26 protein-coding genes are annotated in these 25,704 nt (G+C 68.3%); 9 read left to right on the top strand and 17 right to left on the bottom strand.

The window, feature by feature from the left end:
- Positions 1 to 66: 66 nt before the first annotated feature.
- Positions 67 to 1,380 carry a DEAD/DEAH box helicase gene (locus P0Y43_RS12145; RefSeq protein WP_275637505.1) on the bottom strand — a complete coding sequence of 438 codons (1,314 nt, stop codon included), beginning with the start codon at positions 1,378 to 1,380 and terminating at the stop codon, positions 67 to 69.
- Between the two features lie 84 nt (positions 1,381 to 1,464).
- The gene (gene yedA, locus P0Y43_RS12140) at positions 1,465 to 2,367 is read right to left on the bottom strand and encodes a drug/metabolite exporter YedA (protein WP_275637504.1); all 903 of its coding nucleotides are present in this window, start codon (positions 2,365 to 2,367) and stop codon (positions 1,465 to 1,467) included.
- Positions 2,368 to 2,520: 153 nt separating this feature from the next.
- Here yedA and P0Y43_RS12135 point away from each other — a divergent pair, with 153 nt between their 5' ends.
- Positions 2,521 to 2,979 (top strand): Lrp/AsnC family transcriptional regulator, encoded by a 459-nt coding sequence (locus P0Y43_RS12135; protein WP_275637503.1) that lies wholly within the window; start codon positions 2,521 to 2,523, stop codon positions 2,977 to 2,979.
- A gap of 16 nt (positions 2,980 to 2,995) precedes the next feature.
- Here P0Y43_RS12135 and P0Y43_RS12130 read toward each other — a convergent pair whose 3' ends face one another.
- On the bottom strand, positions 2,996 to 3,475 hold the full coding sequence (locus P0Y43_RS12130; RefSeq protein WP_275637502.1) for an NYN domain-containing protein: 480 nt from the start codon (positions 3,473 to 3,475) through the stop codon (positions 2,996 to 2,998).
- A 71-nt stretch (positions 3,476 to 3,546) separates the two neighbouring features.
- On the bottom strand, positions 3,547 to 4,278 hold the full coding sequence (locus P0Y43_RS12125) for a DUF2076 domain-containing protein (RefSeq protein WP_275637501.1): 732 nt from the start codon (positions 4,276 to 4,278) through the stop codon (positions 3,547 to 3,549).
- A 154-nt stretch (positions 4,279 to 4,432) separates the two neighbouring features.
- Here P0Y43_RS12125 and P0Y43_RS12120 point away from each other — a divergent pair, with 154 nt between their 5' ends.
- Both P0Y43_RS12120 and P0Y43_RS12115 read left to right on the top strand, forming a co-directional pair.
- A complete protein-coding gene (locus P0Y43_RS12120) occupies positions 4,433 to 5,089 on the top strand; it encodes a YciC family protein (protein ID WP_275637500.1) in 657 nt (218 codons plus the stop codon).
- Positions 5,090 to 5,184: 95 nt separating this feature from the next.
- Positions 5,185 to 5,697, top strand: coding sequence for a hypothetical protein (locus P0Y43_RS12115; protein ID WP_275637499.1), 513 nt, complete (start codon positions 5,185 to 5,187; stop codon positions 5,695 to 5,697).
- A gap of 7 nt (positions 5,698 to 5,704) precedes the next feature.
- On the opposite strand, the gene P0Y43_RS12110 is transcribed toward P0Y43_RS12115, so the two are convergent.
- The gene (locus P0Y43_RS12110; RefSeq protein WP_275637498.1) at positions 5,705 to 7,147 is read right to left on the bottom strand and encodes an HD domain-containing phosphohydrolase; all 1,443 of its coding nucleotides are present in this window, start codon (positions 7,145 to 7,147) and stop codon (positions 5,705 to 5,707) included.
- 108 nt (positions 7,148 to 7,255) lie between these two features.
- Between P0Y43_RS12110 and P0Y43_RS12105 the strand changes: the two genes are divergently transcribed.
- Positions 7,256 to 8,023 (top strand): alpha/beta fold hydrolase, encoded by a 768-nt coding sequence (locus P0Y43_RS12105; protein ID WP_275637497.1) that lies wholly within the window; start codon positions 7,256 to 7,258, stop codon positions 8,021 to 8,023.
- Between the two features lie 102 nt (positions 8,024 to 8,125).
- Here the strand turns inward: P0Y43_RS12105 and P0Y43_RS12100 are convergent, their stop codons facing one another.
- The 8 genes from P0Y43_RS12100 to P0Y43_RS12065 all read right to left on the bottom strand — a co-directional run bounded on the left by P0Y43_RS12100 (position 8,126) and on the right by P0Y43_RS12065 (position 16,883).
- A complete protein-coding gene (locus P0Y43_RS12100; protein ID WP_275637496.1) occupies positions 8,126 to 8,929 on the bottom strand; it encodes an ABC transporter permease in 804 nt (267 codons plus the stop codon).
- Positions 8,926 to 10,107, bottom strand: a complete 1,182-nt coding sequence (locus tag P0Y43_RS12095; protein WP_275637495.1) for an ABC transporter permease — start codon at positions 10,105 to 10,107, stop codon at positions 8,926 to 8,928. The genes P0Y43_RS12100 and P0Y43_RS12095 overlap by 4 nt, the downstream gene beginning before the upstream one ends.
- On the bottom strand, positions 10,104 to 11,168 hold the full coding sequence (locus tag P0Y43_RS12090) for an ABC transporter ATP-binding protein (RefSeq protein WP_275637494.1): 1,065 nt from the start codon (positions 11,166 to 11,168) through the stop codon (positions 10,104 to 10,106). Before P0Y43_RS12090 ends, P0Y43_RS12095 begins: the two co-directional genes overlap by 4 nt.
- A 79-nt stretch (positions 11,169 to 11,247) precedes the next feature.
- Positions 11,248 to 12,300: an ABC transporter substrate-binding protein gene (locus P0Y43_RS12085; protein ID WP_275637493.1), complete on the bottom strand. Its 1,053-nt coding sequence runs from the start codon at positions 12,298 to 12,300 to the stop codon at positions 11,248 to 11,250.
- Positions 12,301 to 12,408: 108 nt separating this feature from the next.
- On the bottom strand, positions 12,409 to 13,704 hold the full coding sequence (locus P0Y43_RS12080) for an NAD(P)/FAD-dependent oxidoreductase (RefSeq protein WP_275637492.1): 1,296 nt from the start codon (positions 13,702 to 13,704) through the stop codon (positions 12,409 to 12,411).
- A gap of 24 nt (positions 13,705 to 13,728) precedes the next feature.
- Complete coding sequence (locus tag P0Y43_RS12075; RefSeq protein WP_275637491.1) at positions 13,729 to 14,427, bottom strand: haloacid dehalogenase type II; 699 nt, start codon at positions 14,425 to 14,427, stop codon at positions 13,729 to 13,731.
- Between the two features lie 52 nt (positions 14,428 to 14,479).
- Positions 14,480 to 15,955 (bottom strand): aldehyde dehydrogenase family protein, encoded by a 1,476-nt coding sequence (locus P0Y43_RS12070; protein ID WP_275637490.1) that lies wholly within the window; start codon positions 15,953 to 15,955, stop codon positions 14,480 to 14,482.
- A gap of 103 nt (positions 15,956 to 16,058) precedes the next feature.
- Positions 16,059 to 16,883 (bottom strand): nuclear transport factor 2 family protein, encoded by an 825-nt coding sequence (locus P0Y43_RS12065; protein WP_275637489.1) that lies wholly within the window; start codon positions 16,881 to 16,883, stop codon positions 16,059 to 16,061.
- A 208-nt stretch (positions 16,884 to 17,091) separates the two neighbouring features.
- On the opposite strand from P0Y43_RS12065, the gene P0Y43_RS12060 reads away from it, so the two are divergent.
- A complete protein-coding gene (locus P0Y43_RS12060) occupies positions 17,092 to 17,454 on the top strand; it encodes a cupin domain-containing protein (RefSeq protein WP_275637488.1) in 363 nt (120 codons plus the stop codon).
- 55 nt (positions 17,455 to 17,509) lie between these two features.
- On the opposite strand, the gene hrpB is transcribed toward P0Y43_RS12060, so the two are convergent.
- Positions 17,510 to 20,035, bottom strand: a complete 2,526-nt coding sequence (hrpB, locus tag P0Y43_RS12055; protein ID WP_275637487.1) for an ATP-dependent helicase HrpB — start codon at positions 20,033 to 20,035, stop codon at positions 17,510 to 17,512.
- A gap of 118 nt (positions 20,036 to 20,153) precedes the next feature.
- Here hrpB and P0Y43_RS12050 point away from each other — a divergent pair, with 118 nt between their 5' ends.
- Together P0Y43_RS12050 and P0Y43_RS12045 are read left to right on the top strand one after the other, a co-directional pair.
- Positions 20,154 to 20,573: a polyribonucleotide nucleotidyltransferase gene (locus P0Y43_RS12050; RefSeq protein ID WP_275637486.1), complete on the top strand. Its 420-nt coding sequence runs from the start codon at positions 20,154 to 20,156 to the stop codon at positions 20,571 to 20,573.
- Between the two features lie 25 nt (positions 20,574 to 20,598).
- The gene (locus P0Y43_RS12045; protein WP_275637485.1) at positions 20,599 to 21,468 is read left to right on the top strand and encodes a cation diffusion facilitator family transporter; all 870 of its coding nucleotides are present in this window, start codon (positions 20,599 to 20,601) and stop codon (positions 21,466 to 21,468) included.
- Between the two features lie 60 nt (positions 21,469 to 21,528).
- Here the strand turns inward: P0Y43_RS12045 and P0Y43_RS12040 are convergent, their stop codons facing one another.
- A complete protein-coding gene (locus tag P0Y43_RS12040; protein ID WP_275637484.1) occupies positions 21,529 to 22,362 on the bottom strand; it encodes a DUF6515 family protein in 834 nt (277 codons plus the stop codon).
- Between the two features lie 400 nt (positions 22,363 to 22,762).
- On the opposite strand from P0Y43_RS12040, the gene P0Y43_RS12035 reads away from it, so the two are divergent.
- Positions 22,763 to 23,239 (top strand): Lrp/AsnC family transcriptional regulator, encoded by a 477-nt coding sequence (locus P0Y43_RS12035; RefSeq protein WP_016712159.1) that lies wholly within the window; start codon positions 22,763 to 22,765, stop codon positions 23,237 to 23,239.
- A gap of 18 nt (positions 23,240 to 23,257) precedes the next feature.
- Positions 23,258 to 23,461, top strand: a complete 204-nt coding sequence (locus P0Y43_RS12030; protein ID WP_275637483.1) for a DUF2788 domain-containing protein — start codon at positions 23,258 to 23,260, stop codon at positions 23,459 to 23,461.
- 46 nt (positions 23,462 to 23,507) lie between these two features.
- Here P0Y43_RS12030 and P0Y43_RS12025 read toward each other — a convergent pair whose 3' ends face one another.
- A complete protein-coding gene (locus P0Y43_RS12025) occupies positions 23,508 to 24,137 on the bottom strand; it encodes a pseudouridine synthase (protein ID WP_275637482.1) in 630 nt (209 codons plus the stop codon).
- A gap of 6 nt (positions 24,138 to 24,143) precedes the next feature.
- Positions 24,144 to 25,631, bottom strand: coding sequence for an AMP nucleosidase (gene amn / locus P0Y43_RS12020; protein ID WP_275637532.1), 1,488 nt, complete (start codon positions 25,629 to 25,631; stop codon positions 24,144 to 24,146).
- Positions 25,632 to 25,704: the final 73 nt, after the last annotated feature.

The raw sequence follows: 25,704 nt of genomic DNA, 5'->3' as shown, positions 1-25,704 counted from the left end.
AGCTCGCCCCCACAGGTACGACGCTGTTTCCAGCATCAGCGGTGATGCCTGCGGGAGCATTCGTGCTTAGGGTTTGCGCTTGTTGAAACTCGGCACCTTGCGCACGGCCTTGACCGGCGCCGCCGGCTCGGTGCTGCTGTCCATCCATTTGCCCAGCCCACGCTTGGCGCTGTTTTCCTTGGGTTTCTTGGGCTTTTTCGGTTTCTTCAGCACCTGGCCGTTGGCATCGGTCTGCGGCACCCGGTGGTCGGGGATGAAATCCGGCTCTTCATGGCGCGGCAGGGTCTGGCGGGTCAAGGTCTCGATCGCCGCCAGCAATTGCACCTCGTCGGCGCACACCAGCGAAATCGCCTCGCCCTTGTTGCCCGCCCGGCCCGTGCGGCCGATACGGTGCACGTAGTCCTCGGCGTTGATCGGCAGGTCGAGGTTGACCACCAGCGGCAGGTCGTCGATGTCCAGGCCGCGGGCGGCCACATCGGTGGCGACCAGCACCTGCACCTCGCGCGCCTTGAAGCTGTCCAGCGCGCGCTGGCGGCTGGCCTGGGGGCGGTCGCCGTGGATGCCGTCGGCGTTGACGCCCTCGCCCAGCAGGCGCTCGACCAGTTGGTCGACGCCATTGCGGGTCTTGGCGAACACCAGCACCTGCTTCCAGCGCTGCTTGCGCAGCAGGTGGCAGAACAGGTCGGCCTTGCGCTTCTTGTCCACCGGCACCAGCCACTGCTTGACGGTGCTGGCGGCGGCATTGCGCGGGCTGACCTCGATGCTCAGCGGGTCGTTCAGGGCCAGCCCCGCGAGCACGCGGATCTGCTCGGAGAAGGTGGCGGAGAACAGCAGCGTCTGGCGCTTGCGCGGCAGCGCGGCATAGACGGCCTGCAATTCCTCGGCGAAGCCCAGGTCGAGCATGCGGTCGGCTTCGTCCAGTACCAGGGTCTGCACCTGGCCAAACTTCAAGGCGTTCTGGCGGAACAGGTCGAGCAGCCGGCCCGGGGTGGCCACCAGCAGGTCGACGCCACGGCGCAGCCGCATCATCTGCGGGTTGAGGCTGACGCCGCCATACACCGCGTAGGTGCTCAGTGGCAGGTTCTCGGCGTACTGGCGGATATTGGCATGCACCTGCTCGGCCAACTCGCGGGTCGGCACCAGCACCAGCGCGCGGATCGAATTGCTGGCCACCTTCTCGCCTTCCAGGGCCAGGCGTTGCAGCACCGGCAGGGCGAAGCCAGCGGTCTTGCCGGTGCCGGTCTGGGCCGCGGCCATCAGGTCGCGGCCGGCCAGCACGGCGGGGATGGCCTGGGCCTGGACCGGGGTGGGGGTGGTGTAGTCCAGCTGCTGCAAGGTGCGCAGCAGCGGTTCGATCAGGCCGAGTTTGGCGAAATTCATGGCAATACCGTGTGGGGGTTCAGCGACGGCGCGCAGTTTACCTGAGGGGGGCGCTTCGCGCCCCTTTCGCGACGCAAGGCGGCCCTAGGAGGCCCGCGCCTGTTGCGGCGCCTTGCGCCACTGCGGCAAGCCGATCAGCACCACCGCGCCGACGATCACCGCCATCGCCATGCACTCCTCGGCGCCGATCTGCTCGCCAGCGAAGGCGATGCCCAGCAGCACCGCCACCACCGGGTTGACGTAGGCATAGCTGGTGGCCGCCGCCGGGCGCACGTGCTTGAGCAGGTACATGTACGAACTGAAGGCGACGATCGAGCCGAAGAACACCAGGTAGGCCAACGCGCCCCAACCGGCGGCGCTCGGCATCTCGGCCAGGCGTTCACCGCTCAGGGCGCTGCCCAGCAGCAGCGCGCCGCCGCCGACCAGCATCTCGGCGGCGCTGGCCATGGCGCCTTGGGGCAACGGCAGGTTCTTGCTCCACACCGAGCCGAACGCCCAGGCCGCGGCGGCGAACAGGATCAGCACCGCGCCCATGGGACTGGCCTGCAGGTTCGAACCCAGGTTGAGCAAGCCGATGCCGGCCAGCCCCAGAAAGATCCCCGCCCACTCCAGCCGCGAGTTGCGATGCCCGAACAACAGCCCGAACAGCAGGGTGAACAGCGGTACCGTCGCCACCGCCAGCGCCGCCACGCCCGAAGCCACCCCGGCATGCTCGGCCAGGGTCACACCGCCGTTACCGCAGCTCAGCAACAGGAAGCCAATGGCCCCGGCGGCGCGCCATTGCGGCCAGGTGGGCGCTGGCACGCCGCGCCAGCGCAGAAAGCCATACAGCAAGCCGCCGGCGATGACGAAACGCACGCCAGCCATCAACATCGGCGGCCACGACTCCACGCCAATGCGGATGGCCAGGTAGGTGGAGCCCCAGACGAGGTACAAGGCAAGGAAGGCACCGATCAGCAACCAGGGAAAGCGACGGGGGGCAGGCATGGAAAATCACTCGAAATCCGTTTACGGGTGACTTAGTTTAGAAAGCGCCCTCAGCAAACTTAAGTTACAAAACACGTTTAAAACACCAAAACACTTTGTAATGAACGGTTATACGGGCCCTTTTCCGTTGAATGACCGGAGACCCTGAACGACATGGACAAATACGACCGCATGCTGCTCGCCGCCCTGCTCGAGGACGGCCGCGCCACCTATGCGCAACTGGCGCGCCAGGTGAACCTGTCGGCCCCGGCGGTGGCCGAGCGGGTGGCCAAGCTGGAGGCCAGCGGGGTGATCACCGGGTATGCGGCCAAGGTCGACCTGGAGAAGATCGGCTTGCCAATTCAATGCGTGATCGAGCTGCGCCTGGCCAGCCATGGCAACCAGCAGGCCTACGATGCGCTGGCGCGCATCCCGCAGCTCACCGAGTGCCACCGGGTGACCGGCGACCCCTGCGTGATCATGCAGGCGGCGGTGGGGTCGATGCATGAGCTGGAGGCGTTGATCAACCAGGTCTCGCAGTTGGGCTTCAGCAAGACCTCGATCATTCTGTCCAGCGCGGTGGAGCGGCGGGTGCCGTTGGAGCAACTGCAGGGGAATGGCAGGAAAGGGTGAACAGGCGATGGGGCCTTCAATGACGCAGCAATAACTTGCCTTCGATCGGCACATAGCGGCTGGCGGCACGGATCAGCGACAGCGCCGTCAACCCCGGCACGCCATACACCACCGCCTCGGTGCCATGCCGCTCGACCACCCGCTCCATCAGCAGATCGAAGTCGCCATCGCCCGAGGCCAGCACCACTTGGTCAACCCGCGCGGCGGCGTCGATCACGTCCAGGGTGATGCCCACGTCCCAGTCGCCCTTGGCCGAGCCATCGCTGCGCTGGATGAACGGCTTGAGGCGCACCTCGAACCCAAGGTTGCGCAGGATGCGCTGAAACTGCTGCTGCTTGGCGTCACCTCGGTCGATGGCGTAGGCCACCGCCTCGACGATCTGCCCCTCGCGGCTGACCTCCGCCCACAGGGCGGTGTAGTCGAAGTGGCAGCCATGGGCCTGGCGCACGGTGTAATAGAGGTTCTGCACATCGGCGAACAGCGCGATCTTCTTCAACCCCAGGCACCTCGTTGCGTAACGAAAGGGGCGCAAAGCGCCCCCGGATGCCGAACAGTATGCCACTACCCTCAAACGAAGGTGTCATCGTCCGAGAAGAACCCGCCGCCATCGCTGCCGTAGTCGCTGTCCATGAAGCCACCCTGGTCGTTGCCCCAACCACCGTTGTCGGCGACCTGGCGTTGGCTGTCGTTGTCGTTCCAGCCGCCGGCGTCACTGGCCGGTGACGGCTCCTCGCGGATCACCTCGACCACTTCCTGGGGTTGCGAATGGTGGTTGAACAGGCTGCTGATGCCTTGCGCCAGCAGCACGCCCCCGGCCACGCCCGCGGCGGTTTGCATGGCACCGCCCAGGAAGCTGCTGGCCCCGCTGCGCGCTGGGGCGGCGTTGAATGCTGGCTGCTGCGGCTGAGGAGGCGGCGCATAAGCCTGTGGCGCCGGCTCGCGCCAGCCGCCGCCAGTGCTGGGCGGCGTCGCCGGGCGCTGGGGTTCGGTGCTGCGGTTGCCACCGAAGAGGCTCGACAGGAACCCGCCACCGCCCGCGCTCGGCCGCGCGGCCTCTTGCTGCTGCGCGCGGGCCTGCTTGAGCTCGGCTTCGAGCTGCTTGTTCTGCTCGTCCAGGCGCTTGATCGCCGCTTCCTGCACCAAGATCGCCTGGGCCATGTAGTACGGCGCCGACGGCTGTTGGCGCACATGCTCCTCGATACGCGCCTGGGCCTGCGCATCGCGCGGCTGGTGCGGGTCTTCGGCCTGCTTGAGGCGGGCGAACAGGCCATCGATCAGGGTTTGCTCTTCAGTGTTCATGGGCTACCTCGTGGGGCCGGGCAAGACATCGGACAAGGTCAAAGATGGGGGGTGCGCCCACGGGATTCAATTACGCGCACCATGAAACTTTTTTCAGCTGGCCGTGGGTCTGGGCTAAAGTTACGCCCTGCTTTTTTCCATGTGATGTAGACCGATGAACCCGTTGAGCATCCTGCGCGACTCCCTGTTTTTCTTCCGCCGCCACCTGGCCAGCATCGCCCAGCTGTGCCTGCCGCTGGTGGTGCTCGAGGCCCTGCTCACCCAGGTGCTGTACCGCCAGTTGGGCGATCAGGCCTCGCCGGCCTACGGCATGCTGGTCAGCCTGCTGCTCTACCCGCTGTACAGCGCCGCGCTGATCCTCTACCTCGACACCCGCAGCAACGGCCAGCACGTCAGCAAGCGCAACCTGTTCGCCCGCGCGGTGCAGCTGTGGCCGGCAATGGCGCTGCTGATCCTGATCAGTTCGCTGCTGATCATGGCGGGCTTGGCGCTGTTCGTCTTCCCCGGGGTGTGGATCATGATCAACCTGATCTTCGCCGAATACCTGCTGGTGCTGCGCGGGCTGCCGGTGGTCCAGTCGATGCGCGAGAGCGCGCGGATGACCACCGGGCACTTCATGCGCATCCTGGTCTGCGTGCTGGCCGTGCTGGCGCCGTTGTGGTTGCTCGACGGCCTGCTGCTGATGGCCTTCGCCGAACCGCAACCGGCGCTGCAACTGGCCCTGGACAGCCTCAGCGGCTTCCTGCAACTGTTCAGCAGCGTGGTGCTGTACCGCCTGTTCATGCTGCTGGAGGGCGAGGCCGGCGCCTGAACGGGCGCCTGGGGTTTGGCGGGGAATATTTTCGAACTCCATCGAGGGGGAGCGGCCCATTAACCTGCGCGTTCCCATCAATGCGAGGAAAGCTCATGGACCCCCTCATTCAAACCACCTACGCAAGGTCGTTCAAGGGCAAGCTCTACGCACGCGCCGGCTCACGAAACGTGCCCTTGCGCCTGAGCCGCGACTCGGACAAGTTCTCCTGGGGGCTGGCGCCGGGGCATGACTGGCTGCTGGCCGGCGGCGTCCAGGCGTCACTGACCCTGACCTTCAGTTACCGCTCCCACAGCGAGAACCGCCTGCACTATGCGATCAGCATCCCTGGGCCGGCCAAGACCTCTGCTGGCCCCCCTTCGCCGAAACGCCTGGGCATCAGCGTCAATGGCTACCTGGGGTTCTACTGGCATGCCGACGTCACCGAAGACTGGAAGATCGAGCCGTTGGAAATGACCGACGAGGGCTTGATCTGCCACCTGCGGGATCATCAAGGCCATCGGGTCGCCGCGATCCGCGACGACCCCCACCGCAGCGGGCAGGCAATGTACCAGTTGAATGTCAACGAGGGCGAAGTGCTGACCTTCCTCCTCCAGCAGGAGAACTGAGGCGGCCTCACAACAGGCCCAAGGTCAACGCCTTCAGGGTCGCTGCGGCGCGGGTGGTGCATTCGAGCTTGCGGAAGGTGCTCTCCACGTGGGTGCGCACGGTGCTCGGGCTGATACCCAGCAAGCGGGCGGTCTCCTTGTTGCTGTTGCCCAGGCTGATCAGGCGCAACACTTCGCTCTCGCGCTCGCTCAACAGACCGCTCCCCCCTCTGCCCGCCCATTGCCGCTCGCCACGGGCCGCGGCGATCACCGCCTCGCAGCACTGCGCATCGAGACGCCCGTTGGCGGCTTCGCCCAGCAACACCTTGGCCGCCTCCTGCGCGCTGAACGCCGGTCGCCACGGCCGCTCGGCGCGCAGGGCCTCCCAGGCCAGCGCGACGGCGAGCAGGCGCTGCTCCGGTTGCAGGCTCTCGGCCCCCAGGCCGCGAAAATAACCGCTGCCGTCGAGCCGTTCGTAGGCATGCGCGGCCAGCTGTGCCACATCGGCCAGGCCCGGTACCTGGGCGCAGGCGCGCTGGGTCCACCAGGGCACCAGGTGGATCTGGTCGCGATCGCCGTCGAGCAGCGCGCCCGGCGTGTTCCACACCCGGTTGGGCACCGCCGCGCGGCCCACGCCGTGCACCAGCGCGGCCTTGCCCAGGCGCGCCTGGGCGGCCATCGGCAGGCCCATCAGGTTGGCCGCGGCGCGTACCAGGTCAGCGCTGGCACGCGAGTAACCGGCCAGCCAGGAGAGTTTGAGGTCGATGACGTTGGCCACCAGCGTCAATTGCACGTCGGCCTCACCGCCCAGGCCAGCGACGGGCGCGCTGGGGGCCTGCAACAGCGCCAGCCAGTCCTCGGCATGGCGCGTCAACTCGGCCACCAGTGTCGCAGGGTAGCGCCGGTCGGCCTGCCCGGCGATCCACGCCAGCGCCGCCTCGACGCCATGGGCCCGCGAGAGGATCTCCAGGTCACCGGCCAGCACCACCTGGTAGACCACCTCGGGAATCTCGGGGTGGCTCAGCCCGTAGGGTCGGCCACTGCCATCGAAGTGCTCGAACACATTGCGCAGGCCCTGCTCCACCGGAACCGTCAGGCCCAGCGCCGAGGCGACCTCGCCGGCCACCTCGCAGTGCACGCGCGCCAGCGGTGAGGTCTTGCGCAACGCCCGCTGCCCGGCCGGCCCGAGGGTCTGGCTGAGCATCGCCTGGCGGCCCGACACGTCGTCGCCAAGCAGGCGGGTGAAGCCTTCGGCGTTGGCCGTGCAACCCGACCAGCGCAACAGCGCGACCTGGTCGGCCACCCGCAGGTGCTCGCCGTCGCCCGCGCAGGCCTGGGCCAACTGGCGCGCCAGGCGCGCGGTGCGCCGCGACTGGTCGAGGGGCTGGCCCATGCTCAGGTCGCCGACCATGGACAACGCCAGCATGGCGTCTTCTAGCGTGAGGCAATCGATAACGGGGTGTTCGTGCATGGGGTTTCCACAGTCGAGGGTTGATCGGGGCAGGCTCGGATAAACGACCGATACCCAGGCAAGCGTGCACTCCCGACAATCGCCACACCACTCACAGGAGGTACCGCCATGTTCCGATTCAAAACGCTTGCCGTGGCAATGGCAATGACCGCGTCGCTCTTTAGCGTGGCCGCCAGCCATGCCGACACCGCCAAACCGTCCGTGGTGATCGTCCACGGCGCCTTCGCCGACGGCTCCGACTGGGGCAAGGTCGTGCCGCTGCTGCAGGCCAAGGGGGTGAAGGTGACCGTGGTGCAGAACCCGCTGACCTCGCTGGCCGAGGACGTCGCCGCCACCCGCCGGGTGCTGAACAACCAGGACGGCGACGTGGTGCTGGTCGGCCACTCGTGGGGTGGCACGGTGATCAGCCAGGCTGGCACCGACGCCAAGGTCCGCAGCCTGGTCTACGTGGCCGCCTTCGCCCCGGACGCCGGGCAAGCCAGCAAGGACCTGGCCAAGGACTTCCCGGCACCGGGCGTTGCGCAGATCGCCGCCGACCGCAACGGCTACCTGTACATGACCCCGCAGGGCATGGCCAACGACTTCGCCCAAGACCTGACCCGCGAGCAGACCGACATCATGACCGCGACCCAGGGCCCGATCCGCGCCTCGGCATTCGCCGACACCACCAGCGCGGCGGCCTGGAACGGCAAGGCAAACTGGTACGTGGTGGCCAAGCAGGACCGCATGATCAACCCGGACCTGCAACGCGCCTTCGCCAAGAAGATCGGCGCGCAGACCACCGAACTGAACACCAGCCATGTGCCGCAGCAGTCGCAACCGGCTGAAGTGGCCAAGGTGATCCTGCAGGCGGTGGACAAGGCCGGCGGCAAGTAAGGGGGTTGGGGCTACCGGCCCTCTGGCGGGCAAGCCCGCTCCTACGAGGGCCGCGTGGTCCCTGTGGGGGCGGGCTGACACCCGCGATGGGGCCGGTGCAGCTCAGGCCAACGCCGGCGCCTTGCCCCGCGCCACCTGCAAGCGCCGCCGGGCGCAGGCCAGCAACAGGCCGATCGCCAGGGTGCCGACGATGAACAGGAAGGCCGCCGCAGCGATCTCCGGGCTGATGTTCTCGCGGATGCTGGAGAACATCTGCAACGCCAAGGTGCGCTGGCCGGGGCCGGCGACGAACAAGGTCAGCACCACCTCGTCCAGCGACGTGGCGAAGGCCAGCACCGCTCCGGTGAGAATGCCCGGCAACGCCAGCGGCAAAGTGACCGTGCGCAGCACCGTGGCCGGGCTCGCCCCCAGGCTCGCGGCGGCCAGTTCCGTGCGCGTGTCGATACCCGCCAGCGCCCCGCTGACGCTGACCATCACGAACGGGATCGCCAGCACCGTGTGGGCGATGATCACCCCGCCATAGCTGTTGTTCAGCCCAAGCCGTTCGAGCAGCAGTTGCATGCCCACCCCCAGCACCACCGCCGGCACCACCATCGGCAGCATGAACAGCGCGTTGAGCGTCGCCCCCAGACGCAGGCCCTTGCGCCGCAGGCCCAACGCCGCCAAGGTGCCCAGGCTGGTGGCCAGCACCGTCGCGCCACAGGCCATGATCAAGCTGTTGATGATCGACAGCTCCCAGGCGCGCACGCTGAACAGGCGCTCGAACCAGCGCAGCGACACCGACGGCATCGGGTAGACCAGGAACGAACTGGAGGTGAAGGCCAGTGGCAGCACCACCAGCAACGGCGCCAGCAGGAACACCACCATCAGCACCCCGAACAGGGCCAGAAGCGGATGGGTTTTCATGAAGTTGCTCCCTGTTGACGGTGGGAAAGCCTCTGGTAGAGGGCGTACAGCACGAGGGTGATCAGCAGCAGCACCAACCCCAGGGCGCTGGCCATGCCCCAGTTGGCGGCGCCGGTGGCGTAGAAGGCGATCACCGAGCTGATCATCTGGTCCTTCGGCCCGCCGATCAGCGCCGGGGTGATGTAGTAGCCCACCGCCGACATGAACACCAGCAGCACCCCCGAGCTCACCCCGCGCAGGCTCAACGGCAGCATCACCTCGATGAACGCGCGCAGCGGCCGTGCGCCCAGGGAGCCGGCAGCCGGCATCAGGTTGCGCGGAATCGACAGCAGCACGCTGTAGATCGGCAGCACCATCAGCGGCAGCAACACATAGGTCATGGCGATGATCACCCCGGTGCGGTTGAAGATCAGCGCCACCGGGCTGTCGGTCAGGTGCAGCAGCATCAGCAGGCGGTTCAGCAGGCCATTGTCCTGCAGCACGATGAACCAGGCGGTGGTGCGCACCAGCAGCGACGTCCACAGCGGCAGCAGCACCGCCCCCAACAGCAGGCTGCGCCGCCAACCGGTGCTGGCGGCCAGCAGCACCGCATAGGGGTAGCCGAGCAGCAGGCAGGCCAGGGTGATGGTCGCGGTCATGGCGAAGGTGCGCAGCAGGATCGCGCGGTTGGCCGAAGCGTCGCTGGCCATGTCGACGATGGCCCCTCGGCCATCGCGCTCAAGGTCCAGGGACGCGAGCAGGAAGCGGTCGGTGAGCGGCGACAGCGCGCCGCGCACCGTTTGCCAGTAGCGCAGCTCGGCCCAGCGCGGGTCCACCGTGCGCAGCTCGAGCACACCGTCGCTGGCGCGGGCCGCGGCCTGGGTGCGGGCGATCAGGGTGCGAAAACCGGGCTGGGCGCTGTTGAGCCGGCGCACCATTTCGCCGACCGCCTGTTGGTCCTCGGCGTTGCGCAGGTCGCTGACCAGCGCCTGTTCGAGGTGCGGGCCGGGCAGCGTCTGCCCGTCCCAGCCAGTCGCGGCTCGGTGGGTCAGCGGCAGCACCTTGAGCACGGCGTTGTCCGACACCGCCTGGTGCATCACCGTGCCCAGCGGCCAGACGAAGAACGCCAGCATGAACAGCAGCAGCGGCAGCACCAGCAGCGCAGCCGCGTGACGGTTGGTGAGGGATTGCGCTTTCATGAGGCGATCATCCAGCAGTCACGCGGGTCGAAATGGGCCACCACGTCGGCGCCCTGGGAACGCTCCGGCAGCGACCGGCACAGGCGCGCGGTCAGGGTCATGTGCTCACTGGCGAGCTGGGCGCGCAGGTGGTCGCCCTGGTACACCGAATCGACCAGGCGCAGCGCCAGCGAATTGCCGTCGCGCGGGCTGTCGCCCAGGCTCAGACGTTCCGGGCGCACCGACACCAGCACCTGCTGGCCGACATCGAAGCCGGCCGCTGGCACGCGGATCTTCACACCGCTGCCCAGCAGCACATCGGCGCGCGGGCCGTCGATGTTCACCAGGCGCCCTTCGAGCAGGTTGGTCTCACCGATGAATTGCGCGACGAAGCGCGTGCGTGGCTGGTCGTAGATTTCCCGGGGGGTGCCGATCTGCTCGATCTTGCCGCGGTTGAACACGGCGATGCGGTCGGACATGGTCAGCGCCTCGGACTGGTCGTGGGTGACGAACACGATGGTCAGCCCCAGGCGCTGGTGCAGGGCGCGAATGTCCAACTGCATCTGCTCGCGCAGTTGCTTGTCGAGCGCGCCGAGCGGCTCGTCCATCAGCACCACGCGCGGCTCGAACACCAGCGCGCGGGCCAAGGCCACACGCTGCTGCTGGCCGCCGGAGAGCTGGTGCGGGCGACGCTCGAGCTGGGCGCTGAGCTGCACCATGTCCAGCGCGCGGGCCACCCGCGTGGCGATCTCGGCGCGGCCCAGGCCACGCATGCGCAACGGGAAGGCGACGTTCTCGGCCACGGTCATGTGCGGGAACAGCGCGTAGTTCTGGAACACCACGCCCATGTCGCGTTTGTGTGGCGGCAAGGCATTGACCTGCACGCCGTTGACAATGATCTTGCCGCCGCTGACGCTTTCGAAGCCAGCCAGCATCATCAGCAGGGTGGTCTTGCCTGACCCCGAGGGCCCGAGCAGGCTGACAAATTCGCCCTCCTGGATATCGAGCGAAAGAGCGTCGATCACCCGGATGGCACCGTAGTGCTTGGTGACGTCGACGAAGCGTATTCCTGAATCAGCCATGGGGCCTCCTGCTCGGCACGCGCCGAGCCTGTTGTTGTTCTTGTCTGCGCCCGGGGCGCACGCCGCCCCGGGCGCGCCCTTACCTGGCCAGCCAGGCGTTGTAGCGGGTGGTGAGGTCTTCGAGGTGGTCGTTCCAGAACGCCGTGTTCAGGGCGATGGCGTTGCGCAGGTTGTCCGGGTGGGTCGGCAGGTCGGCGTACACGTCCGGGGCGATCTGCGCCGAGGCGTCGAGGTTGGGCACGCCGTAGGGCACGTAGGTGGGTAGCTTGGCCTGGTGCTGCGCCTGGCTGGCGAAGGCGATGAACTGCTCGGCCTGGGCCTTGTTGCGCGCGCCCTTGAGGATCGCCCAGCTGTCCAGGGCGTAGATGCTGCCGTCCCACACCAGCTTGTAGTGCTTGCCCTCGCTCTTGCTGATGCTGGTGAGCCGGCCGTTGTACACCGCCGCCATCACCACCTCGCCAGAGGCCAGGTACTGCAACGGCTGGCCGCCGGCCTCCCACCAGACGATGTACGGGCGCAGCTCATCGAGCTTGCGGAAGGCGCGGTTGACGCCCTCCGGGGTGCCCAAGACCTGGTACAGGTCTTCGGCCGCGACACCGTCGGCGAGCAGGGCGAACTCCAGGTTGTACTTGGCGCCCTTGCGCAGCGAGCGCTTGCCGGGGAACTGCTTCACATCCCAGAAATCGGCCCAGCTCTGCGGCGCCTTGGCCAGCTTGTCGGCGTCGTAGCCGAGGGCCACCGACCAGTAGTACACACCGATGCCGCAGGGGTTGACCGCGTCGGGGCGCAGTTTGTCGCGAGGGATGGTGCTGAGGTCGAGGGTCTCGAAGATGCCGTCGGCGCAGCCCAGCTCGAGCATGTCCGACTCCACCTGCACCACGTCCCAATTGGGCTTGCCGGCCTTGACCTTGGCCTGCAGCACGCCATAGCCGCCGTTCCACGAATCCTCGATCACATTGACCCCGTTGGCCTTGGCGAACGGTTCGAAATACACCGCGCGCAAGGCGTCCTGGGTCACACCGCCCCAGGCCACCACGGTCAGGTCGGCGGCCACCGAGGGGACGCTCGCCGCCGCGCTGCCCATGGCCAGCGCGACACCCAGCAAGCGGGTACAGCAGAACTGCTTCAACATGACATTCTCCTGATTGTTATTTCATGTGAAGTCCAGCTTCATGAAGTATGAACCGGGACCTGACGCACACCACGGCAACACGGATCAGGGTCCTTCCCGGGCGTCGGCTCAGCCGACGTCCATCAGGCGGAAGTAGCTCGACGCCACCGCCGCGTACAACTGGTTCAAGCCATGGAACGGGATGCGCTTGAGGCGCGTGACCGGAATGCCCGTGGGCACCGCGCGGTCGAGGATGTGCGCCGCCACCGACTGCCCCATCGCGGTCATCAGCGCCACGCCCCGGCCCTGGCAGCCGAGCACGGCGCTGATGCCCGGCGCCGGCTCGTGCACATGCGGCAGGTATTCGGGGGTGACCGCCAGGCGCCCGGACCACGCGTACTCGATCTGCACCCCGGCCAGTTGCGGGTAGGTGGCCAGCAGCGCGCGGTACAGGTGCGAGAAGTCCTCCGGGCGCTTCGGCCCGCCGGCATTGCCCTCGCCGCCCATGAACACGCGGCCGGCCGGGTCCTTGCGGAAGTACTGGATCAAGCGCCGGGTGTCGGCGGCGTGATGCCCCAGCGGCAGTACCGTGTTGGCCAGCTCCGGCGCCAGCGGCACGGTGGCGATCTGGAACGAGCTGACCGGGATGATGGTCTGCTTCAGCCCAGGCCACAGGCCATCGGTGTAGGCGTTGGTGGCCAGCAGCACATGGCCGGCGCGCAGTTGCGCGCGCGGGGTTTTCAGCAGCCAGCGCTCACCCTGGCGGCTGAGCGCGCGCACCGGGGTGTGCTCGAACAGCCGCGCGCCTTCGGCAAGCGCTGCGCGGGCCAGGCCGCGCACGTAGTTCAACGGTTGCAGGTTGCCGCCACGGGGGTCGACGATGGCCCCGGTGTAGACCTCGCTGCCGGTGACCTTGCGGGTTTCCTCGCGGCCCAGCGTGCGCACCGGCACACCCCGGCGCCGCCAGCCCTCGGCGCGCCGCTCGAGGTCGCGCTCGGCGCTTTGCCGATGCGCCGGCATCAACCAGCCGGTGCGTTTGATCTGGCACTGGATGGCGTAGCGTTCGACCAGCGCGAACACCCGGTCCGGCGCGCCGCCGGCGAAGTCCAGGGCGTGCTCGGCGATATCCGGGTGCTTGGCCAGGGCCACATGCGGGTCGAGCTTGAGCCCGGGGTTGATCTGCCCGCCATTGCGCCCAGAGGCGCCGCCACCGACCACACCGGCCTCCAGCAGCGCCACGCTGACACCGCGCGAGGCCAGTTCGATGGCCGCTGCCAGCCCCGTGTAACCCGCGCCGACGATGGCCACGTCGACCTCCAGGTCTTCCTGCAAGGCCGCCCGTTGCGGCGCGGCTTCGGCCACCGTGGCGGCCCAGGCCGGCACATCGAGCGGCTGGAGCAGCGAGTGAAGCTTGAACGTGTTCATGGTGCGCACCTGCCTGTGTGAGGGCTACCAGCCCAGCGAACGGAACAACGCGGGGACGCCCGAAAGGTCGGGCAGGGTCGCGTGGGGGCGGTAGTCATGGGGCGGCTGGCGCCCGGTGCCGCGGTCGATCCACACGCAGCGGAAACCCAGCTCACGCGCGGCGGTCAGGTCCAGCAACGGCGAGGCGCAGATGTGCACCACCTCGTCCACTTGCACCCCCAGCTCACGCCAGGCATGCCGGAACAAGCGCGGCGACGGCTTGTAGGCCTGGGCCTGCTCGGCGGTGATGACCCGGTCGATGGTGCCGCCCAGTTGCGCGACGTTGCCGGCGATCACCGCATCTTCCGTATTGGAGACGATGCACAGCTTGAAGCCCATGGCCTTGAGCTCGACCAGCGCGGCGACCACCTCCGGGTGCGGCGGCATCGCCGAAATGCTCTGGATCAGCAGGTCGAAGTCGGCCTGGTCGGTGTGGATGCCGAACTCGGCCATGGCCTCGACGAAACTCAAGGCGACGACCTGGCGGAACTTCATGAACGGCTCGGCCTGTTCGAGCACGTGCTCACGCGCGTCGTGGCGGGCGATCACCGCCTTGATCGACACATCGGTGCGCCCATGTTTTTCCAGAACCCGCGCCACGGCGGCATGAGCGCCTTCATCCCACTGGATGAGCGTGCCGTAGCAGTCGAAGGTCAGCCAGGTCGGCTTTTCACCCGTCAGCATGTTGTTGTTCTCCTCGTGATGGTCGCGCAGGCAGCGTGCCCACGCGGGGTGGTCAGGGTTTCAGGTACCAGCCCCAGGGCTGGTCGCTACGGTATTCGGTGACTTGCTTGACCTCTTGGTAGTTGCGCAGGCCCCACTCGCCGAGCTCGCGGCCGATGCCGCTGTGCTTGTAGCCGCCCCAGGGCGCCTGGGTGAAGGTCGGTTGCGAGCAGTTCAGCCACACCACCCCGGCGCGCAGGCCGCGGGCCACGCGCTGACAGCGCGCGGGGTCGGCGGACATCACCGCCGCCGCCAGGCCGAAGCGGCTGGCGTTGGCCAGCGCCAGCGCCTCGGCCTCATCGGCGAAGCGCCGCACCGCGAGCACCGGGCCAAACACCTCTTCGCGCCACAGGGCGCTGTGCAGCGGGGTGTCGATGAACACCGTCGGTTCGACGAACCAGCCCTGCGCCAGGTGCGCCGGGCGGCCGCCACCGCACACCAGGCGCGCGCCCTCGGCCTGCGCCCGGTCGATGGCCGCCAGTACCTGCGCGTGCTGGCCGCCGCTGACCAGCGGCCCGAGCAGGGTGCCCGCCTCCAGGCCGTTGCCGATGCGGATGCGCCGGGCCTCCTCGACCAAGCGTTCGATCAGCCGGTCATGCAGGCCGTCCTGCACCAGCAGACGCGACGTGGCCGAGCAGACCTGGCCCTGGTTCCAGAAGATGCCGAACAGCACCCACTCCACGGCGGCCTCGATGTCGCTGTCGTCGAAGACGATGAACGCCGACTTGCCGCCCAGTTCGAGGCTGACGTTCTTGATGTCCTGGGCCGCCGCCTGCATGATCGCGCGGCCCGTGGGCACGCTGCCGGTGAAGGCCAGCTTGTCCACCCCCGGGTGCGTCGACAATGCCGCGCCCGCCTCGGCCCCCAGGCCGGTGACCACGTTCAGCACGCCCGCCGGCAAACCGGCGGCGGCGGCGATGCTGGCCAGTTCCAGGGCGCTCAGCGGGGTCAGCTCGGAGGGCTTGAGCACGCAGGTGCAGCCGGCGGCCAGGGCCGGCGCGACTTTCCAGGCGGCCATCAGCAGCGGGTAGTTCCAGGGGATGATCTGCCCGGCCACGCCCAGCGGCTCATGGCGCACGTGGCAGGCGAAGCGCGGGTCGGGCAGTTCGATCGCCACGCCTTGCTCGTCGAGGTGTTCAGCCAGGCCGGCGTAGTACTCGAAACAGCCGATCGCGTCGTCCACGTCCCATTGCGCCTCGGCCAGTGGCTTGCCGTTGTCGCGCACCTCCAGGCGCGCCAGTTCGTCGCGCCGGGCGCGCAGGCCCGCGGCGATGGCCCTCAGGCACGTGCCACGCTCACGGCCACTCAGGCGTGGCCAGGGGCCGTGGTCGAAGGCGCGGCGGGCGGCCTGCACGGCCTGGTCGACGTCTGCCGCGCTGGCGGCGGCGACGCTCTGGATCAGCGCCTCGCTGGCCGGGTCGTGAACCTCGAGGTAGCGCCCGTCGAGCGGCGCCTGCCACCTGCCGTCGATGAAGAGTTGACCGAACATGCTGTTCTCCTGTGCTGGCCGCGATGGCCTGTCATGGGAGAAAGCATACGGCCGGGGCGACGCCCGGCGGACACTGCGCGCCTACACGCGGGCCCGCACGAATTCACCCTGCCGCCTGGCGCTCCAGGTAGGCCTTGGGCGACAGCCCGGTCTCCTCGCGGAAACAGCGGTAGAAGGTCGACAGCGAGCGAAAACCGGCCGCCTTGGCCAACTCGTCGATGCGCTGGGCGCTGCCCACGCCCTCCAGTTGCCCAAGCAAATGGCGCAGGCGCAGTTGGTTGATGTGCTGGTAGAACGAGCAGCCCAGCACCTGGTTGAGGAAGAACGAGATCTGGTTACGGGTGTAGCCGGTGACGTGGGCCACCTGAGGCATGTCCAGGTCTGGGTTGAGGAAGGGCCGGCCCTGCTCGAAGTACTGCTGCAGGTCACTGGCCAACTGGCCGAGCTGACGGGCCGAAAGCCCCAGTCGGCTGCCCGCTGCGCGCTGGCCGAAACGGCTGGCGAGCATGTCATGGCGGGTGATCAACGAGGCATGCTCGTTGACCCGCACCACCAGGCCATTGCGCACGGTGATCGCCTCGCAGACCCGGAACGAGACCAACCCGCGGGTGCCCTGCAGGCTCAGTTGGTATTGCAGGAAGGCGGTATCGCCGTCGACCCGCAGGCGGTCGGTGTAGACCTGGCTTTCGTCGCCCGCCGTCATGCTGGTCATCAGGTAGTCGCGCAGCTCGCCCAGGGCGATGCGCCGGCCCTGGAAAAAATCGGTGTATTCCACGTCGGGGTCGAGCATGGCCAGTTGCGCGTCGATGTCCTGCTCGCACCAGGCCTGGTGGTAGCGCATCACCAGCTCATGGGTCGCCGCGCTTTCGGGCGATGCCTGGTACACCTGCCCTGCCAGTGAAGTGCCCCAACCCGCCTCGGTACTCATCCTGCGCCTCCCATCGTCGTCCGGGCGTGCCCGCACAGAGCGGGGTGGCATTTGCTTCGCCGCCGCTCGCCATTAAAAAGATCCGGCACGCGCCTGCCGTGCCATTCATGGCCAGCATACAGCCAGAGCCGCCGCGCGATCACCCGGTGTGTCGCGGGCAGGCTGGTGCTGACGCCCCTGATGTTTTTCAACCACCTGGAGAGCCTTCATGCCCACTGCCTTGCCCCGCCATATCATCGATTTCGCCAACCCCGACCTCGCGCCGGTGCAGAGCGTCGTCGACGACCCCGCGCTGGTCGATGCGCCCTACCACGCCAGCAGCTGGCGCCACTATGTGCAGCCGGGACGCCAGGCCATGGCCGGGATCTGGGAGGCGGGGCCGCACCTGGAGCGGTGCAGCTGTGATTTCGACGAACTGTGCCACCTGCTCGAAGGGCGGGTGCGGCTGACCGACCGCGAGGGGGTGAGCCGGGAGTTCGCGGCCGGGGACAGTTTCGTGGTGGCGGCAGGGTTCGAGGGTACCTGGGAGAACCTCACGGTGGTGCGCAAGGTGTTTTTCATCGTGCGTTGAGGGGGAGGCGGCCGGCCCTGTCGCGGGGCGAGCCCCGCGATGAAGCCAACGCGGTCTACTTGCGCGGCTTGGCCCGCGCCGTCGCCTCGGCCACCAGCGGGTCATCCGGCCAGTAATGCTTCGGGTAGCGCCCCTTGAGGTCCTTCTTCACCTCGGCGTAGGTGGTGCGCCAGAAGTTCGCCAGGTCCTGGGTCACCTGCACCGGCCGACGCGCCGGCGACAGCAGGTGCAGCTTGACCTGCTGGCGGCCCTGGGCGATGCGCGGAGTGTCGGCCAGGCCGAACAGCTCCTGCAAACGCACGGCGAGGATCGGCGGGTGCTCGCTGTAGTCCAGGCGGATATGCGAGCCCGACGGCACCTCGATCGCCTGCGGCGCCTGGGCCTCCAACTGTTGCGGCAACGGCCAGGGCAGCAGGTTGCGCAGGATCGACGAGAGGTCCAGCTGGGCGAAGTGGCTCAGGCGCGAGACCTTGCCCAGGTACGGTTGCAACCACCCTTCCAGACTGGCCAGCAGGGCCTCATCGCCGAGGTCCGGCCATTCACTTTCACCGGCCTTTTCCAGGTCCAACTGGCGCAGCAACGCCACCCGCGCCTGCCACTGGCGTAGCTCCGGGGTCCAGGGCAACAGCGCCAGGCCCTTGCGCCGCACCAGGCCGAGCAAGGCACGGGCGCGGGCGTCGTCATCCAGGCCCGGCAGCGGCTCGCGGCTGAGCACCAGTTCGCCGACCTTGCGCTGGCGCTCGGCGCGCAGCACCTGTTCGCGTTCGTCCCAGTCGAGGATATCGAGGCTTTGCACCTGCTCGGCCAGCACGCCGTCGAGCAGCGTCGGGTCGAACTCGGCGGCCAGGTAGATGCGCTCCTCGCGCTGGCCCTGGCGGCTGCCGAGGTCGGCGATCACCAGCCACGGGCATTTCATCAGCGCGTCGACCTCGGCGAACAGCGCCGCGCGGCCGTTGGCCAGGCGGTATTCGGCGCCACCCTCGCGGCGCTGCTGGGCGATGCGATCGGGGTACGCCAGCGCCAGCAGGGCGCCGAGCCAGCGCGGGTGCTCGGGGTCGGCCACCGCCGCGCCGGGCTTGCCACGCAGCAGGCCGCGATACTGGCGCGCCAACTGGCGGGCACGCTGCACGCCACCCTGGCCGCCGCGCGCGGCCTTGTTCTCGCCGCTGACCAGGGCCAGGCGGGTGTGCAGGTCGGCGCCGCCGCCGCGCTGGATGTCGCGCTCGCCCAACAGGGCGGCGAGGTCGCAGGCCATGGCGGCCAGGCCCAGGTCCTGGCCGCGCAGCAGCAGGTGGGCGATGCGCGGGTGGGCGGGCAGTTCGGCCATTGCCTGGCCGTGCTCGCTCAGGGTGTCGCGGCTGCCGGGGCGCAGCGCGCCCAAGCGCGCCAGCAGGTCCTGGGCCTGGGCGTAGGCGGCGCCGGGCGGCTGGTCGAGCCAGCGCAACTGCTCGGGGGTGACGCCCCAGCGCGACAGTTGCAAGGCCAACCCGGCCAGGTCGGCCTGGAGGATTTCCGCGCTGCCGTGGGCGGCCAGTTGCTCGTGCTGGGCCTCGGACCACAGCCGGTAGCACACCCCCGGTTCAAGGCGCCCGGCGCGGCCCGCGCGCTGGGTGGCGCTGGCGCGGGCGATGCGCTGGGTCTCCAGGCGGGTCATGCCGCTGCCGGGGTCGAAGCGCGGCACGCGAGCGAGGCCGGCGTCGATCACCACGCGCACGCCATCGATGGTCAGGCTGGTCTCGGCGAGGTTGGTCGCCAGCACCACCTTGCGCAGACCACTGGGCGCCGGCTCGATGGCGGCGCGCTGGGCGTTGAGGTCGAGTTCGCCGTGCAGCGGGCAGAGCAGGATGTCGCGGCGCTCGCCGAGGGCGTCCTGCAGCGACTGGTGCACGCGGCGGATCTCCGCCTGGCCGGGCAGGAACACCAGCAGGCTGCCGGCCTCATCAGCCAGCGCCAGCAGCACGCAGTCGACCACCCGCGGCTCGATGAACTCGCCGGGCTGGAAGGGCCGGCCCCAGCGGATGTCCACCGGGTGCATGCGCCCTTCGCTGCTGACGATCGGGGCGTCGTCGAGCAGCCGCGACAAGCGCCCGCCCTCCAGGGTGGCGGACATCAGCAGGATCTTCAGCGGCGGATCGTCGCGCAGCAGCTCGCGGCCATTGAGGCTCAAGGCCAGGGCGAGGTCAGCGTCCAGGCTGCGTTCGTGGAATTCGTCGAAGATCACCAGGCCGACGCCCTCCAGCGCCGGGTCCGCTTGCAGGCGGCGGGTGAGGATGCCTTCGGTGACCACCTCGATGCGTGTGTGCGGGCCGACCTTGCTGTCGAGGCGGATGCGGTAGCCGACGGTTTCGCCGACCTTTTCCCCCAGTTCGCTGGCCAGGCGCTCGGCCGCCGCGCGCGCCGCCAGGCGACGCGGTTCGAGCATCAGGATGGTTTGCCCGGCCAACCACGGCTCGTCGAGCAGGGCCAGGGGCACGCGGGTGGTCTTGCCGGCGCCGGGCGGCGCCTCGAGCACGGCTTCGTCGCGTTCGCGCAAGGCGTGGCGCAGTGCTGGCAACACGGCATCGATTGGTAATGGAATCATGGTGGTCCTCGAACGATCGACCGAGTATAACGGCGAACCGAGCCTGCCTTATCATGGTCTTAGCCACAGGTGCAGGCGTTTTGCCTGCCCTTAAGTCGCAACCTTCCCGGAGATTCACATGCGCATCCATTCCCGCGTCCTCGGTGGCGCCCTCATCGCCGCCCTGCTGACCCAGCTGACGGCCTGCGGCACCCTGTTCTACCCTGATCGCCGCGGCCAGATCGAAGGCAAGGTCGACCCCGTGATCGTGGCCCTGGATGCCATCGGCATCCTGTTCTACGTGATCCCCGGCCTGATCGCCTTCGGCGTCGACTTCGCCACCGGCGCCATCTACTACCCCGGCGGCCAGACCGCCCACGTCGACCCGGCGCTGCTCAAGCCGGCCATCAAGGCCGACGGCACGGTCGACAACAGCCGCTTGCAGGCTATCCTCGAAAGCGAACTGGGCCAGCGCCTGCCGCTGAACGACCCGCGGCTGATCCAGCACCGCGGCAGCGTCGAGCAACTGGCCGCCTACGGCCTGGTACCGGCTGCCTGATCGACACAAGGACTTCCCCCCGAGCATGACGCCCAGCGCCGAACACCAACGCCTGCTGCGCCTTGCCACCCGCGCCTCGCTGGCGGTGGCCACCGTACTGGTGCTGAGCAAGGCCGTGGCCTGGTGGCTGAGCGGCTCGGTGAGCCTGCTGGCCGGGCTCACCGACTCGGCACTGGACGCGGTGGCGTCTTTTCTAAACCTGCTGGCGGTGCACTACGCCCTGCGCCCGGCCGACGACGACCACCGCTTCGGTCACGGCAAGGCGGAGGCCATGGCCGGTATGGCACAAGCGCTGTTCATCGGCGTCAGCGCGGTGCTGATCGGGGTGCAGGCGGTCGAGCGCCTGCAATCACCGCAGCCTTTGGGTGATACCGGCGCGGGCGTCGCGGTGATGCTGCTGTCGCTGGCGCTGACCCTGGGCTTGCTGGCCTTTCAACGCAAAGTCATCCGCGCCACCGGCTCCACGGCGGTGCGCGCCGACTCGCTGCATTACCGCTCCGACCTGCTGCTCAACGGCAGCATCCTGCTGGCGCTGCTGCTGGCGCGGTTCGGCTGGCCGCAGCTGGATGCGCTGTTCGGGCTGGGCATCGCGTTGTACATCCTGTGGAGCGCGGTGCAGATCGCCCGAGAGAGCACGGCCATCCTGATGGACCAGGAGCTGCCCGCCGATGTGGGCGAGCGCATGCTCGAGCTGGTGCTGGCGATTCCCGGGGTGAAGGGGGCACATGACCTGCGCACACGGGTGTCGGGGAGCCAATGGTTCGTGCAATTGCACCTGGAGTTGCCGGGTGGGCTGGCGCTGCATGAGGCGCATGCGTTGTGCGTGGAGGCGTCGCGGGCGATCCGCGCGCGCTATCCGAAGGCGGATGTGCTGGTGCATGCCGATCCGGTCTAGTCAGCTCCGGCCCTATCGCGGGGCAAGCCCGCGATAGGGCCAGTAACAACACCCGCCCCGTCAGTTGACGCTATACCCCCGCCCACTCAAACACGCCCCCAACGCCCGCCGATACTGCTCGGCCACATTTCCCGGCGGCGCATAGCTCGCCGTGGCCGGGTCGAACCCCGACTGGCTCACCGCCCAACGATGGCACTGGTAGCGGTCCTGATCCTGCTGTTCCTGCCCCTGCCCATACATCGGGTAGGCGATCACGTCGTAACCATTACCCGGCGGCTGCACCGGCGCCGGCGCGGCCACGGGCGGGTTGACCACGACGTACTCGCGGCTGTCGGCCTGGTATTGGTAATAGGTGTCGGCCACCAGGAAGAACAACGCGCCGCCCAGCCACACCTCCCGCGCATACGACGGCAGGTAGCCGACCCGCACGCCATAGGGCGGGCGCACCACCACGTAGCCCGGCCCCTGCGGGCGGTACCAGTAGCCGCCGGAATAGAAGTAGTCCTGCCCACGGTAGGGCACCTTCCAGTAACGGTCGGGGAAGCGCTCGATGGTGTGCCCCGGACGGTACTGCGGCCCGGGGCCCCAGCCGTTGCCGTGGCCCTCGGGCCGACCTTGCCAGTCGCCACCAGGGCGCGGGCCGGGACCGCCGGCTTGCCAGTGGCGGTAGTCGCCGTTGCGCCGGGGGATGTCCTGATAGTAGCCCTGGCGCGGTGGCTCGGTCTGGCGCACCTCGTCACGGGCGTTGAGCGGCGAGCTGCCCATGGCGCCGCCATTGGGATCCTGCGGGCCATGCCCGCCACGCCCATCGCCCGGCCCCTGGGCCACAGCCCCAAGGCTGATGCCCATGCCCAGCAAACCAACACCCGCCCACTGCCAGATGCGCGACCTCATGTTGCCCCTCTCGACGAAGAAAACCCGGTTGAAACTGTCGGCAGTCTACCGTGGGCAGCCGGGGGGCAGATGAAAATCGCAGGCATTAAAAAAGGGAGGCCGCTGGGCCTCCCTTCGGGAATTGTCGTCCGTGCTCGACGCTTGTGGCGTCGGCTCACCTCACACCCTCTTCTGGAAGGTGTGTAGCCCGGTGCCAGGCGGATCCGATGGGATGGCTGGCCGCGACCGCCCGCCTGGGGCGCGTCGCCGTGGACTGATGTCCGGGCAGTGATTCTGGTGATAACGATACGGCACAGGCACCGGCAGAGGATTGCGAAGATTGCTCTGATAAATAGCACTTGCGCAATTTTTCACCCTGGATCGATAATTCGCCGCAATCCGCACAGAAAAGGCCTTCTCCATGAGCAAGCTCGACCGCTACGACCTGAGCATCCTCGCCGAATTGCAGCGCGATGCGCGCATCTCCAACCAGGAGCTGGCCGAGCGTATCGGCCTCTCGCCTTCCCCCTGCTCGCGGCGGGTCAAGCAGCTCGAGGACGACGGCTACATCTCGCGCCAGGTGGCGCTGCTCGACCGCAAGAAGCTTGGCCTGAGCCTGACCGCCTACGTGCTGATCGGCATGGACCGCCACACCCCCGAACGCTTCGAGACCTTCGAGGCGGCCATCCGCAACCTGCCCCAGGTGCTCGAATGCAGCCTGGTGACCGGCATGGATGCGGACTACCAATTGAAAGTGGTGGTGCCGGACATGGACCACTACCAGAAATTGCTGCTCGGCAGCCTGACCCGGATCGAGGGCGTGACCAGCGTGCGCTCGAGCTTCGTGCTCAACCAGGTGCTGGCCAGCACCGAAATGCCCTTGACCCACCTGCGCTGACGCACCGGGAGCACACCGATGGATCCTGCAAAATTCGAAGAGTGGATGATGATCATCCTGGTCACGGTGCTGATCGGCTTCATGGGCTTCATCGTCTGGGACCTGGCGAAGAAGTCCAAGGCGGGGCGCTTCGGCACGTTGATCCTGTTCTTCGTGCTGGGGCTGGGGGTGTTGGCGTTCATCATCAAGAGCGTGGTGGTGGGGATGCTTGAAGGGGTTTAGACGCGGGGTCTGTGCTGCTGCCCCGCGATAGGGCCGGCACAACCCCCTACAGCTTCGCGGCGACCTCGCGCCAGCACCCCTGCGCCAACCCCTCCAGCGCCCAATCACCGATCCGCACCCGCACCAAGCGCAGCGTCGGCAAGCCCACCGCCGCCGTCATCCGTCGCACCTGGCGGTTGCGCCCTTCGCGGATCACCAACTCCAGCCAGCAGGTCGGCACGCTCTTGCGAAAGCGTACCGGCGGGTTGCGCGGCCACAGTTCGGGCTCATCCAGCAAACGCGCCTCGGCCGGCAGCGTGGGCCCGTCGTTGAGCGCCACCCCCTCGCGCAACTGGCGCAACTGCGCCTCGCTCGGCTCCCCTTCCACCTGCACCCAATAGGTCTTCGGCAACTTGTGCTTGGGGTCGGCGATGCGCGCCTGCAAACGGCCATCATTGGTCAGCAATAGCAGGCCTTCGCTGTCACGGTCCAGGCGCCCGGCGGGGTAGATGCCGGGGATGTCGATATAGTCCTTGAGGGTCGCGCGGCCCTCGCCGTCGCTGAACTGGGTCAGCACATCGAAGGGCTTGTTGAACAGGATCAGACGCGGCTCGGCCGGCGGCGCCTTGGGCTGGCGACGCGGGCCGGCGGGCCGCGCCAGCGGGCGGCGCGGCTTGGAGCGGGGAGGCAGGGGCATGGATCCTCAGCGGAACGGCGGCTCATCGAAGCTGCGCAGTTTACGCGAGTGCAGCGAGTTGAGCTCGGTGCGCAGCAGGTCGAGGGCGGCGATGCCGATCTTCAGGTGCTGGCTGACCGCACGGTTGTAGAAGGCATTGGCCGAGCCAGGCAGCTTGATCTCACTGTGCAGCGGCTTGTCGGACACGCACAGCAGCGTGCCGTAAGGCACCCGCAGGCGATAGCCCTGGGCGGCGATGGTGCCGCTTTCCATGTCTACCGCCACCGCGCGCGACAGGTTGATCAATGGCCGCTCCTGGGCCCAGCGCAGCTCCCAGTTGCGGTCGTCGTAGGTCAGCACGGTGCCGGTGCGCAAGCGCTTCTTCAGTTCCTCGCCACGCTCGCCGGTGACCTGCGCCGCCGCTTCCTGCAAGGCCAACTGCACCTCGGCCAGGGCCGGGATCGGGATGTTCGGCGGCACCACCCGGTCGAGGATGCCGTCGCGGCGCATGTAGGCGTGGGCCAGCACGTAGTCGCCGATGGTCTGGGATTGGCGCAGGCCGCCGCAGTGGCCGATCATCAGCCAGCAGTGCGGGCGCAGCACGGCCAGGTGGTCGGTGATGTTCTTGGCGTTGGACGGGCCGACACCGATGTTGACCAGGGTGATGCCGTCGCCGTCGGCGGCGATCAGGTGGTAGGCCGGCATCTGGTAGCGGTGCCAGACCACGCTGGCCACCAGGGCCTGGGTCTCACCGTCGTCCATGCCCTTTTCGATCACCACGTTGCCGGGCAGGACCATGCGCACGAAGCGCGGGTCCTGGCGCAGCTGCTCGAGGCCGTGGCCGATGAACTGGTCGACGTAGCGGTGGTAGTTGGTCAGCAGGATCCACGGCTGCACGTGGCGCCAGTCGCTGCCGGTGTAGTGCACCAGGCGGCGCAGCGAGAAGTCCACGCGGGCGGCGTCGAACAGCGCCAGCGGCAGGGTCTCGGCGCTGCCCCAGTCGCACAGGCCGTCGGCGATGTTGTCGGTGGCCGCCGACAGGTCGGTGCTGGGGAACACCCGGGCCAGCTCGGCGGCCGTGATGCCGCTACCGGCCAGCTCGTCGCCCTGGTCGACCACGTAGGGGTACGGGATGTTCTGTTCGCTGACACCGACTTCGAGGGTGACGGTGTAGTCGCTCATCAGCGGGCGCAACTGCTCCAGCAGGTAGCCGCGGAAGGCGGCCGGCTGGGTGATGGTGACGCTGTAGGTGCCGGCCACCTGGACCTTGGCGTAGGCGCGGGTGGTGGCGGCGACTTCGCCGTGGCTGTAGTAGGTCAGGCGCAGGGCCGGGTAGCGGAACAGCGCGCGCTGGTCCTGGTCCGGCTCGGTGCGGTCCTTGAGGTAGCGCTTGAGGGCCTGACTGAGGGCCCCGGTGGCCTGTTCATGCAGGGCCGCCAGACGGTCGACGGCCTGTTCGGGGGTATCAACGACTACAAACGCTTGGCTCACGCTGGGCTTCCTGTCTTCTGGCACATGCAGGGTTTCCATCTTGCCTGCCTTCTGCGCTAAAAACATCCCCGGTGGTCAGTGACGGCCCTATCACGGG

This window comes from Pseudomonas entomophila (assembly GCF_029193575.1).
Classification (GTDB): domain Bacteria; phylum Pseudomonadota; class Gammaproteobacteria; order Pseudomonadales; family Pseudomonadaceae; genus Aquipseudomonas; species Aquipseudomonas entomophila_G.
Note: the sequence above shows the minus strand (reverse complement) of the source record. Positions and strands in the feature narration are given on the sequence as shown.